We start from the raw sequence: 14824 nt of genomic DNA, 5'->3' as shown, positions 1-14824 counted from the left end.
ATTAAAACAAAAAAGCCCGGTTACTGAGTACCAGGCTTTCTGTTATAAGTAAAGTTAAATATTAACTATTCATCGAAATCAGGAATTCATCATTGTCTTTTGTTCCTTTCATGCGGTCTTTCAGGAACTCCATTGCTTCTATCGAATTCATGTCCGACATAAATTTACGCAGAATCCAAACGCGGTTTAGTTCGTCTTTGTCCATCAATAAATCTTCGCGACGGGTACCAGAAGCCGGCACATCAATGGCCGGATAAATACGGCGGTTAGCCAATTTCCGATCCAGTTGCAATTCCATGTTACCAGTACCTTTAAATTCTTCAAAGATAACTTCATCCATTTTAGAACCGGTATCAATCAGGGCGGTAGCAATAATGGTTAAAGAACCACCATTTTCTACGTTACGGGCGGCACCAAAGAAACGCTTAGGTTTGTGCAGGGCGTTGGCATCTACCCCACCCGACAATATTTTACCGGAACTAGGTACCACGGTGTTATATGCCCGGGCTAACCGGGTAATCGAGTCGAGCAAAATTACTACGTCGTGGCCACATTCTACCATGCGCTTGGCTTTGTCCAGAACAATGCTCGATATTTTAACGTGGCGCTCGGCGGTTTCGTCGAAGGTAGAGGCAATTACCTCGGCTTTTACGTTCCTGGACATATCAGTTACCTCTTCCGGACGCTCATCAATTAATAAGATCATGAGATACACTTCGGGGTGGTTTTCCGAGATGGCGTTGGCTATTTCCTGCAATAAAACGGTTTTACCTGTTTTAGGCTGCGCCACAATCATACCCCGCTGGCCTTTACCAATGGGAGCAAACAGATCCAGAATCCGGGTAGATAACAGCGATGACTTGGTGCTTAGGTTTAAGCGCTCTTCCGGAAATAACGGCGTTAAATGCTGAAACGGAATCCGATCCCGGATTTCTTCGGTGGTACGGCCATTTACCGATTCTACTTTTAACAAAGCAAAATATTTTTCGCCTTCTTTTGGCGGCCGAATTTGCCCCTTAACCGTATCACCGGTTTTTAAAGCAAATAATTTTATCTGCGACGGCGACACATAAATATCGTCGGGGCTGGCTAAATAATTATAATAAGTAGAACGCAGGAAACCGTAGCCATCTTGCATCAGCTCCAGTACGCCTTCGTTTACTATAATTCCATCAAATTCTTTAAAGGTAGCGGCGTTACCACCGCCCTGGTTGTTGCCGGTATTAGACTGACCACTTACATTATTTTGCTGCGGTTGGTTAGGCCGGCGCTGCTGAAAATTACCTTCCCGGTTTTGGTCGCGCGGTTGTTGGTTCTGCTCCCGAGCCGGTTGATTCTGTTCGCGCGGTGCTTGGTTTTGCTCGCGGTTATTATCCCGTGGCGTTTGCGGTTCGCGTTGTTGCTGGGGTTCTCTTGGCTGCTGCGGCTCTCTGGTTGGTTGTGCTTCGCGGGCTGGTGCCGCCGGTACTTCCCGCGGTGGAGCCGGGGTTTCACGGATTTGCTGCGGTTCCCGTGGCGGCTGGGGTTCTCTTGGCGGTTGCGTTTCTCTCGTTGGCTGGGCCTCCCGGGCTGGTTGTGGTTCACGGGTTTCGCGGGTACGGGGCTCCCGTAAAGCTTTGGTATCCTGCGGGCGGGCATCGGCTCTTCTGATTGGCCTGGCTGGTGTTGCTTCGGCAGGAGCCGCCGCCGACTGCTCGGCTACAGAGGCATTATCTGCCGCAGGGGCACTCTCAAACATAGAAGTTTGAACGGGCGCAACTGGTGCATCTAAAGTATCAGCGGGCGCTTCGGAGGCTTGGTTTTTGCGAGCTGGGGAACGAAATCGCTTAGGGAGCTTTTCGGGAGGAGTTATAGCTTGTTGATCGAGGATTTTATAAATTAAGTCTTGTTTGCTGAGTTTGTTGAAATTGGTTACACCAAGCTCTTCAGCAATTTCTTTAAGTTCTGAAAGCAATCTGTCTTTCAATTCTTCAATATTGTACATACAGAATTTAGGTAGTTATAAATATTTGCATCTCAGGATTGCGGGAGGCAACAGGAGCGATTTCTGGAAAAAAGGATTATATTTTGTTAGGAAGAACCTGGAACGTCGGTTCGATTACTATTAGCAATACAATGTTATGGTAACGTAACCTAATTACCAAATATTACGCTTATTTTTATCTAAAATGTTTCATTTTTTTATATAATATTTTACGCTAATTATAGCGCTAATAAAAAAAGTATAATTTTGCACGCTTAAAGCTTCACAAAATGCTACAGATAGCGGTAATAAGAGAACAAACCGATCAGGTTATAGCCGGCCTGCTCCGGAAAAATTATAAAAACGCGGCTACCGAAGTATCGCACATTTTAACCCTTGACCAACAGCGTCGTAGTTTGCAGGCCGAGCACGACGACATACAGGCCCAGGCAAATAATTTAGCCCGCGAAATTGGTAACCTCATGAAAAGTGGCCAGAAAGCCGAGGCCGAATCTTTAAAAACTGAAACGGGTAATTTAAAAAGCCGCGCCAAGCAGTTATTAGAAGATTTAAGCACCCTGGAAACAGACCTGCAAAACGCCTTGGTAAAATTACCCAATTTACCGCACGCCAGTGTTCCGGCCTGTTACTCGGCCGAAGACAACGAGGTTTTACTGCAGAACGGCGACTTTCCTGCTTTGCCCGAAAATGCCCTGCCCCACTGGGATTTAATTAAAAAATATGATATTATAGATTTTGAACTGGGCAATAAAATTACCGGGGCCGGATTTCCGGTTTACAAAAACAAAGGGGCCCGTTTACAAAGAGCCTTAATTAATTTCTTTCTGGACGAGGCCACCCGCGCCGGTTACACCGAAATGCAACCGCCTATTCTGGTAAACGAGGCTTCTGGTTATGGTACGGGGCAGTTGCCCGACAAAGAAGGACAAATGTACCACGCCACCGCCGATAATTATTACCTGATTCCCACGGCTGAGGTTCCCATCACGAACATCTACCGCGACGAAATAATTCCTAGGGAGCAACTACCGATAAAAAACACTGCTTATACCCCCTGTTTCCGGCGGGAAGCCGGTAGTTGGGGTGCCGATGTGCGCGGCCTTAACCGGTTGCACCAGTTTGATAAAGTAGAAATCGTACAGATACCGGAGCCGGAAAAATCTTACGAAGCGCTGGAAGAAATGAGCCAGCACATCCAAGGTTTACTCCAGAAGTTAGAATTGCCTTACCGGGTTTTACGCTTATGCGGGGGCGATATGAGTTTTACCTCGGCCCTAACCTACGATATGGAAGTTTACTCAGCGGCCCAGAAACGTTGGTTAGAAGTAAGCTCCTGCAGTAATTTCGAGACCTACCAGGCCAACCGCTTAAAGTTGCGCTATAAAGGCGAAAACGGCAAAACCCAGTTGTTGCACACGCTTAACGGCAGTGCTTTGGCATTGCCCCGCATTGTAGCGGCCATTCTGGAAAACAACCAAACCTCAGAAGGCATTAAAATCCCGGCTGTATTACACCCGTATTGCGGTTTCGATATAATTAATTAACCGGCCTTTGTACCAGACTGGTCTTTTACCGTTAAAAAATAAAGCCTCTGTATTTCTACAGAGGCTTTATTTTTAGCATTGATGAGTTAGATTAATAGTAAATTTTACAGGTTAGCGCTATTTACCGTGTCGAAGTTAATATCCCACATGCATTTAAAATGACCCTGCGGGCAACCGGCATAACCAATTTTAGAACAAGGCCGGCATTTGATAGCACGGTTATCTAAAACTACAAAATTGGTGCGGTACGGGTACATGCCCAGCTCCGGTACGGTGTTACCCCAGATACTATATATTTTTTTATTAAAGGCGGCCGCAACGTGCATTAAACCCGTGTCGTGGCTAAAAACCACCTCGGCTTGCTTTACCAAAGAGGCCGATTGGTTTAAATTATACTGGCCGCAGGCGTTGTAAATTGTTGTGCGTTGTGCGTTGTGCGTTGTTTGAAAATATTGCCCGATGGTTTCGCCGGTAGCGGCATCTTCTTTGCCTCCGAGTAAAATAATGGGCCGGTTTATTTGGGCACAGAGTTCTATTATGCGTTCGAGGGGTAAGCGTTTGGTGGCGTGCTGGGCACCAATGGCAAAAGCCACGTAACCCTTTTGGTGGGTAGCTGGCAATGAACCCCAGTGTATTTCGTCGGCGGGCGGAATAAAATAATCTAAGCCCTGGCCATCGTTTTTAATTCCCAGTTTAGCGGCAGTAGCCAAATAACGGTCTACAATATGCACCGCAGGCATTCGGTTTATTTTTAGGTTAACCAGCAGCCATTTCTGCAGATTTAATTTATTAAATCCTTTTCCCGGTACACCTAATTGCCACCGGATTAGCCGGGTACGCAGGTTGTTATGCAAATCAATTATGTAATCGAAACGCTCGGCGCGCAATTCATTTATTAAATCTTTAAGCTTTTCTGGCAGATAATGAATTTTATCGAGGTAAGGGTTGGTAGCTACCAAGGCTTTAAAATTAGGCTTGGTACAATAGTGTACCTGTACGCCGGGCAGTTGCTGCTTTAGCGCCCGAATAACCGGAGTAGTCAGTACAATATCGCCGATAGAAGAAAAACGTAGAATCAGGATTTTCTTCATACCGCTAAAATCTCCGCGGCTCGTTTTTTTCGGTCGGCAAAATAAGCGGCAACTTCGGTAGCCGAAAAAGCATTAAAGGTCATTTCTTTGGTTAACCCGCCTTTGCGCCCCATTAAAACGCCATACTGCATATCGTCGTAACCGGCCATACTGTGGGCATCAGGGTTAATACTCAGCTTCACCTCTTTTGATAAAGCATATTCTACCCAGCGCCAATCTAAATCCAGGCGCCAAGGGTTAGCATTTATTTCAATTATTACCCCTTGTTCGGCACAGGCATCTATTACGGCTTTGTGGTCGATGGGGTAACCTTCGCGGCGCAGCAGCAACCGGCCGGTGGGGTGCCCCAACATGGTTGTATACGGATTGCGGATAGCATTAATTAACCGGTTAGTGGCTTTTGCCTGATCCATTTTTAAATTACTGTGGATAGAGGCTACTACAAAATCAAAAGAAGCCAGTACCTCGTCCGCGTAATCGAGCGAGCCATCGGCCAGAATATCTGATTCTATGCCTTTGAAAATTACAAAAGGAGCTAAAGCATGGTTAAGTTTTTCAATTTCGCGGTGCTGCTCTTTTACCCTGAATTCCTGCAAGCCATTGGCGTAAAAAGCCGATTTAGAATGGTCGCAAATACCTAAATATTCGTAACCCAGGTCGCGGCAGTGTGTGGCCATTTGTTCTAAGGTGTGCACGCCATCGCTGTAGGTACTATGGTTATGCAAAATACCTTTTAAATCCTGGTCGGTTAATAATTGGGGCAAAGCATTTTTGCGGGCCAGTAATAATTCGTGCTGGCCTTCGCGTAATTCGGGTTCAATAAAAGCCAAACCGGCCCGCTCGTACAGGGCTGCTTCGCTGGTAAACTGCTCCTGGCGGGTAAGTTGCACCAGGCAATCGGTATCGTTGTATAAACCGGTAATATGGGCCTCAGAGCCAGTTTGTAAAAATAATTCGTTCACAAACCTGGCTGGGGCAACCATTTTAACTTCTACGGCTATACCAGAAGTATTTTCGCGCCCGCGCCATAAAAACGGGCCGGATTTTATTTCATCGGGGGTTAGTTCGGGCACATTGGCCAGCGCTGCCTGTACTGCCAATGGCTTATCGGTGCCAACGATTATTAAAAGCGTGGTAATTATTTCTAAACGCCGACGTATTTCACCGGCAATTTCTACTTTTTCGGTTTTTAAAGTTTGCCGCAAATAATCCCGCAAGTGGGTAGCGGTTGGTGCTATTTCGGCATACAATAATTTGCCTTTACTTTGTTCAGTATAGAGTAAAGCATTTTTGATAGTTTCTTGGGTTTTAGCGCCAAACCCTTTTAAAGCCGCCACCTGGTTTGCTTCGCAGGCCTCTAGTAAGGCTTCGGTGGTAACAACGCCCAGGTCTTTCCAGAGCGTCCGGATCTTTTTAGGTCCAATGCCTTTAATCCGCAACATATCAACCACGCCCGGCGGAGTGGCCGCTATAAACTTATCTAACTCGGCGAAAGAACCCGTTTCGGAAATCTCAACAATTTTACTCGCCAGCGCTTTACCAATGCCATCGAGGCGTTCCAACTGCTCGGTGGTTAAGCCCGCCAAAGGCGCATCGAGCCTTTCGAGGGTAGCTACGGCGTTGGTGTAAGTTCTTATTTTAAACGGGTTTTCGTCGTGCAGTTCCAGTAGCGAAGTAGCTAACCGGAAAGCCCGCACTATTTCTTTATTTTCCAAGGATCTGAATTTTCTTTACACAAAGATACGTATTTCTGGGGTTCGCGTAGCTTTCTGAGCTTTTACTTTACTGCAACGCCTCAGGTGCAAACTGGCACAACAGGCCTAAAAGCAGCTCACGCCAGTTCCTGGCGAATTATGGCTTATATTTGTATATTGCCTGTACAAATTTGCTTGTGGCTGGTAAAATCAGCTTTATTTGCTCTAGGTAAATAGTTATAAATGAGCCAGCAGAGACAAATATTTTTCAAGTTCGGGACACATAGATATACCCTAATACAATACCCTTGCTTAAAGGTAAATACTTAACCTCATGCATTTAAAATATTTATACGGAATATTCTTTTTACTACTCTTTGGCTTAATGGGTACTACTTGCCAGCGCCCGCCAGATACTTTAGCGCCTCTGTACGGTAAAACCTGGTTGCACGCCGTAGAAGAAGATAGCACCAACGTAACGGTTTACCGGCCTAATACTTATGCTTTTCCGCCCTCCCGCGGCCGTACTGGTTTTAGCCTGGATGCCAACGGCGACTTTAAGTTACTAAGCATTGCCCCGACCGATGGCTTGGAAGAACACCAGGGCCGTTGGAAAATGGTAGAAAAAGATTTAATGCGGGTAACCTTTGCGGAGACCGAAGCCGAAAGCTTTTATTTCAGAATCAAAACGGTTACCCCCGATTTATTTAAGACTATCCGGGTTACCAAACCCTAAATTTCATTATACACAATATTTAAGCTAAGCTTTAGCTGGTTCTGGATAATAGCTGGTGCGCATGGCAGAAAATAGCCAGTTGTTAAGGCGCTACTGCTTTCTTTCTCCTGCCCTGCTTTACTCTGCAATATTTAATTTTTTGCGGCAAGTCTCGTTTTCCGGCTATATCTTCGCGCTAAAACGTTGTTAATGGTTGGCTATACCTCAATTTGCCTGGTCAAAAAAGCTAAGCGAAAAAATAGTTAGCTAAAATTAAATATTTATAAATTATAAACTTTAAATTAAATTTTTCCGAATTACTTATCATGCAATATTGGCTAGTAAAATCAGAACCAGAAGCGTACGCCTGGGCTGATTTAGTGAAAGACGGTCAGACTTCCTGGACCGGAGTACGCAATTTTCAGGCGCGGAATAACTTAGGACAAATGAAAAAAGGCGATTTGGTGTTGTTCTACCACAGTGTGTCGGAAAAGGCCGTTGTAGGGATAGCAGAGGTAGCGCAAGAAGCTTACCCCGATACCACCACGCCAGAACCCAAATGGCTTACCGTTGATTTGGCCCCCGTAAAAGCATTTAACGCACCGGTTAAACTCGACCAAATAAAAAAAGATAATCGTTTAGAAAATATATCGTTACTTAAACAATCGCGGCTATCGGTAATGCCGTTAAAACCAGAAGAATTTGAAATAATCCTGAGCCTGGGCAACAACTAAAAACACAAGGCAGGGCTGCTTATTCTGGTTTACTACAATTAGAAGCTTTTGGCATGAACAACTTAGCTTTCAGAAAATTATTTGCAGCTACCTTGTGGGTACTAGGGGGGCTCTTGCCCGTATTGGGTTACGGGCAAGAGTCTGAACCAGAATCAGCACCCAAACAAGAACCTACCCAAGAGTTACGGTTAGAGATAGAAGAAAAATCGTTTGAAAAAGACATTAACGTTTTTCCGCTGGCCGACAGCACATTGGTGGTTTACAAACGCCCGTACTTTGGTTCTTTTAAAGAAGATCATGTTTTTCAGCGGTATTCTCATAATCTGCAATTACTCTGGAGCAGCAACTTACTTCTCGAAGACTCGCCTGAATTTCACCAGGTTTATGAAACCGATAAATTTATTTACCTGCTATATCTGTCTAATATTTCTTACAAATTTTCTATCCTGAAAATTAATATCAAATCCGGGGCACATACTTTTACCAACTACAATTTAAAAAAACAAGACCTAGATACAGATATAAAGCTCGGGCATTTAAAAGTAATCCGCGACCATATTTATATTTCGGCGGCATCTACGCGCAACTCGCTGGTGGTACATATAAACGAAAAGACCAACGATATAAAAACCATTCCGGCTTTATACGACCAGCTCGATGCACTCGAAGAATTTCATATGGATACGGTGGCCAACCGCGCCGAATTTATTTTATCGGAAACCAACGGCATAAAAGGCCGCTTACAAGTTAAACGGTTTACCCCTAACGGCGATTTATACAGCAACACTCTTATTCAGCCGCCTTATGGCCGTAATTTAATTACAGCCCAACTTACTCCCGGCGATAGCCTGCGCAAACTGATAATTGGCTCGTACAGCAACCGCGATACCCGTTTTTCGCAGGGCTTTTTTACCAGCCACCTGGCTGCGCCCGAAAAATCTTTGGCTTACGTCGATTTTATTCAGTTAAAGCATTTTTTTGATTACCTAGGCAAAAGAGCCCAACGCCGCCTGCACGAAAAAGCCGAGCGCTTTAAAAGTGAAGATAAGGATTTGCGGCACCGCTATCGTTTGCTGTTTCATGATTTGGTGCAGCGCGACAATAAATATTATTTGTTTGCCGAGGTTTTTACCTCGCAGGGCAGCAATTCTTTAAACCGGTGGCCCGGCTATTATAACCGTATTTACTCCTTCGACAGATATTACCCCATGTTGCCCATGGGTCCCAGATCAGTAAATTCTAACCCTGAATACCGGTATTCGCACGCGGTTATTTGCGTTTTTGACCCGGAAGGTAAATTACTCTGGGATAACAGCTACGTTTTAAAAGATGTAATACGCAACGAACTAGACCAACATACCCAATACGGTTTTGCCGGCGACAAAGTAGTTATGGCTTACCCTTATAAAGAAGAAATCCGGTACAAAGTTGTTACCCGCGACAGCACCTCCGACAATGATTTATCGGTACCACTGGCCGGCAAAACCCCCGAAGAGAAAGTAACCTCGGTGGAGGGTTTAAATTTAGTGCACTGGTACGGTCCCCATTTTTTAGCTTTTGGCTTTGGCCGGCTTAAACCACCTAAAAGTGCCTCCCGCGAAGTTTTTTTCCTGAATAAAGTTACTTTTGACCTGGCCAACTAAACCCTTTAGTTGCCTAAAGCAGGAATTAAACTGGTAATTTTTATTTACAAATAGGTTAGGGCAAAACTTTATTGCGTTGGCTGTAAACAAAATAGCTGGCTTGCTTACATTTAATTAATTGGGAGCTGCTAATTTTATGAAGGCTGACGAAAGTAACTATTCTAAAAAGCTAATCCCTAACCGCTAATTAATATTTTTGTGCCTAATTTCTATTCTATATATTTGCGGTAGAAAACAGCCATGCAGAAAAGACTTATTGTAAGTAATCAATTGTTGGATATTATGCTCCAACGGCTGGCCCACCAGCTGATTGAGAACCATGTAGACTTCTCCGATTCTGTTATTCTGGGTTTACAGCCGCGCGGCGTTTTTGTAGCCGAACGCTTACACCAAAAATTAGCAGCTATACTGGGATTTCCTATCCGTACCGGGCAGTTAGATATAACCTTCCACCGTGATGATTTTCGGCGGCGCGAAAGTCCTGTAATGGCCAACGCCACCCACATCGATTTTCATATTGAAAACAAAAAAGTAATTCTGGTAGACGATGTTTTGTATACCGGGCGCTCAGTGCGGGCTGCTTTAGACGCCATGATTGCCTACGGCCGGCCGGCCAGCGTAGAATTGCTGGTGTTAATAGACCGCCGGTATACCCGTCATTTACCCATCGAGGCTAAATATGTGGGCAAATACGTAAACTCACTAGCTACCCAAAAGGTGCTGGTAGAATGGAAAAGCCCGCAAACTCCCGCCGATAATATCTGGCTCATCACCCAAAACGAAGAACTCTAAGCATGCAAGAATTAAGCGTCAGGCATTTATTAGGTATAAAAGATCTCACCCCCGGCGATATTAATTTAATTTTTGAAACCGCCGATAATTTTAAAGAAGTACTTAGCCGAACGATTAAGAAAGTACCTTCGTTGCGCGACATTACCATTGCCAACGTTTTCTTCGAAAACTCTACCCGTACCCGTCTTTCTTTTGAACTAGCCGAGAAAAGATTATCGGCGGATGTTATTAATTTTTCGGCGAGTGGCAGTTCGGTAAAAAAAGGCGAAACCCTCCTAGACACCGTTAACAACATATTGGCCATGAAGGTAGATATGATTGTGATGCGCCATGCCAGCGCCGGTGCCCCGCATTTTTTATCCCGGTATATTAAAGCCAATATTGTAAACGCCGGCGACGGCACGCACGAACACCCCACCCAGGCTTTGTTAGATGCCTTCTCCATCCGGGAAAAATATGGCGATGTGGCTGGCCGGAAAGTGGCCATTATTGGCGATATTCTGCATTCAAGAGTAGCATTATCTAATATTTTTGCTTTAAAAAAGTTAGGTGCCGAAGTAATGGTTTGCGGTCCGGCTACGCTTTTGCCACGTTATATTGGTAACCTGGGCGTAAAGGTAGAAGTGGATGTAAACAAAGCCCTGGCTTGGTGCGATGTTGCCAATGTACTACGCATACAACTTGAGCGGCAGCAAATGAAATATTTTCCGTCGTTGCGGGAGTATACGCTGTATTTTGGCATAAATAAAAAAATGCTCGATAATTTAAACAAAGAAATTACCATTATGCACCCGGGCCCCATTAACCGCGGAGTTGAGCTAAGCAGCGATGCCGCCGACTCAAACCATTCTATTATCCTGAACCAGGTAGAAAATGGTGTTGCCATCCGGATGGCGGTATTGTACCTGTTAGCGGCTAAGGTGTAGTAATTGGCTTAGTATTTATTCATATTTAGTAGTGGTTTAAAAGAACGATATTTCGCTTTTTGTTTATTGTGGTTATTGACCTTGCTACTAAAACTTGCCCGCTGATTTCTTTTTACACTTTTTATTCCTTTAATTTTCTTTTAACAGTAGCTGATAAAGAAATTTATCAGGACTGATAAAAGGAGGTTTCCTGAACTCTAACGAAATATTAATTCTTAAGAGAATTAATAACCATAAATATCCTTTAGCGTTAATTCCTGCACCTTCCCGTATTTTTGGAGCACTTTAAAATCTATAGCTTTACGCGAGCCGATTACCACCAAAATAGGGTTCTTACCTTTTACGTATTGCTGGTGAAACTGCTGAATATCTTGTGGCGTCAGCGCTTCTATCTTTTCGTAAATATCCTGCCGGATATCGTAATCTAAACCCAAACGTTTGCCAGCAATATAATTGTATAATACTTCGTTGCGGGTAATACGCTGCGAGGCAATATAATTACGAATGTTTTCTTTGGCCGCGTTAAAATTAGTTTGGCTATAAGGTAAGTCTTGGTTAAGCAGGTTTTGCATGGCGGCCAGTGCTTCCGGCAATTTATCGGGCTGGGTACCCATGTAAGAATAAATGTAATCGTTTTGCTCTTTAAACTTGGTACTACCATAAGCAGAACTGGTAGCATACGCCAAGCCTCTGGCATCCCGCAATTCCTGGTAAAAAACAGAGCTCATTCCTTCGCCAAAATATTGGTTATAAAGCGCAATGGCTGGTTCCCGGCTTTTATCGTACACTAAGGGGCGCGAAATAAAATAGACTTCAGCTTGTACCGAGTTAACATCTACAAAATAAACCTTGGGTTCTTTTAGTGCTTGTATTTGGTAGCGGCTGGGCGACGTATGTGGCTTATACTTATAGGGGCTGGGGGTTTTATAATAACTGTTTAACAAAGCAACCACTTCTGTAGCAGCGCGAGGCCCATAATATACCAAAGCATGTTTATACCGGAGCCGGCTTTGCCGGATAGCTTCCATCTCAGTGGGTGTAATATTTTTAAGCACTTTATCAGAAAGCTCATTATTAAAAGGATTTCTAGGGCCGTATTTGACATAGTCACCTATTCCGGCGTTGATAAAAGTTCGCGTTATTTTATAGTTTTCCCGTTCTTTCAGGAAATCGGCCACGCTTCGGGCTAAATCTTCTTTGTTTACTTTGCTATGCTGCAGGTAATTTTGAAATAAAGCCAATGCAGGCGCAAAATTGGCATCCAGGCCGGATAAACTTAACTTCACATCCATACCAATAACGGTGAGCCGGAATATGCGGCAGCCTAGTTTATACAATTCTTGCTGCATGTGCCGGCTAAAATCATTATCTGTTTCTAAAAAGCCCAGTTCAAAAAGCGGGTTATCGGCTTTATCCCAAACCAACTCTAGGCTAAACAACCCGTTTTCCTGATTTTGCTTGTAATAAAGCGATACTTCCTGGTTTATTTTTAGTTCTGTTAATTCCTTTTTATAATCCAGGAAAACAGGATTAATTGATGTAGTGGGCAAAGCCATTACTTCTTTAAAAAAATCAGATTGGGCTTCCAGGTCAGTATTCAGGGCAGTAATGGCTGGTTTTGCTACTGCTTCTATCAGGGGTGTTTCGCCTTTGCGCTTGTAAATAACGGCGTAATTCTGGCCGTAATATTTGTTTGCTACTGCCATTACCTCTTGTTTGGTAATCTGGCCAAAATCCTCCCATTGTTTTATATAATCAGCTAAATCACGGCCGGCAATAAAAGCATTCAAGAAAACATTTACCCGCGATTTATTTGTATTATAGGCTTCCATCTGCTCAATGACCATGTTATTGGCAATAGCCGGCAGAAGCCAGTCTTCGAACTTACCTTGTTTAACCACTTCTATTTGCTCCAGGAGCAGGTCTTTTACCTCTTCCAGCTTCTGGCCACGCCGGGGGCTGCCCCCAATTACGTGCACTGCATATTCGTTTAAAGGATAATCAAAGGCATAAGCATTTAACACCGCCTTATTCCGGCGCAGATTCTGGTCGAATAGGCCGGCCTGGCCGTTATATAATATTTTATTTATCATTTTAAGAACCAGCGCCTCGCGGGTATTTCCGCCCGGAAAACGGAAGCCCAGCAGCAGGCTGGTAGTATAAGGGCCAGTTATTTCTTTTACCACGGGCTGGGTAATGGGCGGTAATGGCACCGTTTTATTTTCGGGTAAAGGTTTGGGCGGCAACTTCCCGAAATATTTATCAATTATTTTAATTGTACTATCCATATCTAAGTCACCGCTTAAGCACAGCGCCATATTGTTGGGTACGTAGTAGTCGGCAAAAAACTTTTTAATGGCCGTTATAGAAGGGTTTTTCAGATGTTCGGTGGTACCAATGGTGGTTTGCTGGCCGTAAGGATGCTCCGGGTACATGGCGCTCATCAACTCCTGAAACATCCGGCGGGCATCATCGTCCTCAGACCGGTTTTTCTCTTCAAATACGGCTTCTAACTCAGTATGAAAGGTACGAGGAACCATTTCGCGAAAGCGCTCTGCCTCAATCATGGCCCATTTTTCCAGTTGGTTGGCGGGTATTTCACTCGTGTAAACGGTCTGCTCCAAGCTGGTATAGGCATTCACCAATGAGGTCCCTATCCGGCTCACGAGTGTTTTGTATTCGTTCGGGATGATATAAGTAGCCGCTACGCCCGACAGGCTGTCTATCTGGTGGTATATTTTTTTGCGTTTAGCTGGGTCTTTCTCGGCGCGGTAAGTTTCAAAGAGCTGCTCAATTTTATCGAGTTCAATTTTTTCCTGGTAGTAATTTTTGGTACCCAGGCGAGAGGTCCCCTTAAATAGTATGTGCTCAAGGTAATGGGCCACACCGGTAGCAGTTGCGGGGTCGTATTTGCTGCCGGCCCGTACGGCTACAAACGCCTGGATACGCGGCGCATCTTTGTTATCACTCAAATATACCGTTAAGCCATTGTCTAGTTTATAAACCCGGGCCTGCAATAAATTGTTGTTAACTGCCGCGTAAGGATAGGTTTTGGCTGCTGGGGGGCTATTTAGGGGAACATTAGCGGCAGTTTGGCCTTGCTTTGTACTTTGGCATTGTATTAAAGGAAATACCAGCGCTAAAATGATAAAGCGGAAATTACTTTGGATATAACATTGCTTGCCTTTTCTCATGGCGGTATCTTATTTGATATGCGTCAACTACTTTAAAAAAGTATAAAGAAAAAAAAGGAAGCGACGTGTTTAAGGGGATGAAAGGTGCGAAATGTTCATCCAGATAAACGACCTTAACTACCATAACAACAATATAATAAATAACAGATAGAAAAAGAATGGCCTACAGAATTTACTTTGCTGCTTAGTTATCTAGAATTAAGAAAATGGTATTATCTAATTTTTTAGAAGCGTCAATTATTAAATGTTAACCAGCTATTTAATACCAAATAGTAAAAAGTGTATTCCATAGCAGCCTGGCAAATAGCTTCCCCACCGGTCGTTCTGTAGAATTCGAAGAATTTCAAAAGAAACTTCTGCGTGGGATGGATAAACCGGTAATAAACAGAACTAGGCGTTTGCCTGTTACGCTTTCCAGGCAGAAAATTCCTGCCGGGAATGACTGGTGGAAGGGAATAATTTGTATTTCCCTTTTGGAAGGTATTTTTTACTATCCGGTATAATACC

10 protein-coding genes are annotated in these 14824 nt (G+C 44.1%); 6 read left to right on the top strand and 4 right to left on the bottom strand.

The annotated features are described in order from the left end of the window. Window positions 1-61: 61 nt before the first annotated feature. Complete coding sequence (gene rho / locus ACO1R6_RS19090) at window positions 62-1984, bottom strand: transcription termination factor Rho (RefSeq protein ID WP_486266677.1); 1923 nt, start codon at window positions 1982-1984, stop codon at window positions 62-64. 269 nt (window positions 1985-2253) lie between these two features. Here rho and serS point away from each other — a divergent pair, with 269 nt between their 5' ends. Further along, window positions 2254-3528, top strand: coding sequence for a serine--tRNA ligase (serS, locus tag ACO1R6_RS19085; RefSeq protein ID WP_486266676.1), 1275 nt, complete (start codon window positions 2254-2256; stop codon window positions 3526-3528). 104 nt (window positions 3529-3632) lie between these two features. Here serS and ACO1R6_RS19080 read toward each other — a convergent pair whose 3' ends face one another. Both ACO1R6_RS19080 and polX read right to left on the bottom strand, forming a co-directional pair. Next, on the bottom strand, window positions 3633-4619 hold the full coding sequence (locus ACO1R6_RS19080) for a glycosyltransferase family 9 protein (RefSeq protein ID WP_486266675.1): 987 nt from the start codon (window positions 4617-4619) through the stop codon (window positions 3633-3635). Continuing rightward, window positions 4616-6334, bottom strand: coding sequence for a DNA polymerase/3'-5' exonuclease PolX (gene polX, locus ACO1R6_RS19075; RefSeq protein ID WP_486266674.1), 1719 nt, complete (start codon window positions 6332-6334; stop codon window positions 4616-4618). The genes ACO1R6_RS19080 and polX overlap by 4 nt, the downstream gene beginning before the upstream one ends. Before the next feature lie 313 nt (window positions 6335-6647). Here polX and ACO1R6_RS19070 point away from each other — a divergent pair, with 313 nt between their 5' ends. From ACO1R6_RS19070 to ACO1R6_RS19050, 5 genes are all read left to right on the top strand, one after another. Beyond that, on the top strand, window positions 6648-7049 hold the full coding sequence (locus ACO1R6_RS19070; RefSeq protein WP_486266673.1) for a hypothetical protein: 402 nt from the start codon (window positions 6648-6650) through the stop codon (window positions 7047-7049). Between the two features lie 305 nt (window positions 7050-7354). Further along, window positions 7355-7762, top strand: coding sequence for an EVE domain-containing protein (locus tag ACO1R6_RS19065; RefSeq protein ID WP_486266672.1), 408 nt, complete (start codon window positions 7355-7357; stop codon window positions 7760-7762). A gap of 53 nt (window positions 7763-7815) precedes the next feature. Beyond that, the gene (locus tag ACO1R6_RS19060) at window positions 7816-9405 is read left to right on the top strand and encodes a hypothetical protein (RefSeq protein WP_486266671.1); all 1590 of its coding nucleotides are present in this window, start codon (window positions 7816-7818) and stop codon (window positions 9403-9405) included. A gap of 240 nt (window positions 9406-9645) precedes the next feature. Next, the gene (gene pyrR, locus ACO1R6_RS19055; protein WP_486266670.1) at window positions 9646-10197 is read left to right on the top strand and encodes a bifunctional pyr operon transcriptional regulator/uracil phosphoribosyltransferase PyrR; all 552 of its coding nucleotides are present in this window, start codon (window positions 9646-9648) and stop codon (window positions 10195-10197) included. 2 nt (window positions 10198-10199) lie between these two features. Then, window positions 10200-11123, top strand: coding sequence for an aspartate carbamoyltransferase catalytic subunit (locus ACO1R6_RS19050; RefSeq protein ID WP_486266669.1), 924 nt, complete (start codon window positions 10200-10202; stop codon window positions 11121-11123). A gap of 224 nt (window positions 11124-11347) precedes the next feature. Here ACO1R6_RS19050 and ACO1R6_RS19045 read toward each other — a convergent pair whose 3' ends face one another. Further along, window positions 11348-14317 (bottom strand): M16 family metallopeptidase, encoded by a 2970-nt coding sequence (locus ACO1R6_RS19045; protein ID WP_486266668.1) that lies wholly within the window; start codon window positions 14315-14317, stop codon window positions 11348-11350. Between the last annotated feature and the right edge of the window lie 507 nt (window positions 14318-14824).

The organism is Adhaeribacter sp. (genome assembly GCF_057359045.1).
The sequence above is the reverse complement of the archived record's forward strand: the minus strand, read 5'-3'. Positions and strand labels throughout refer to the sequence as shown.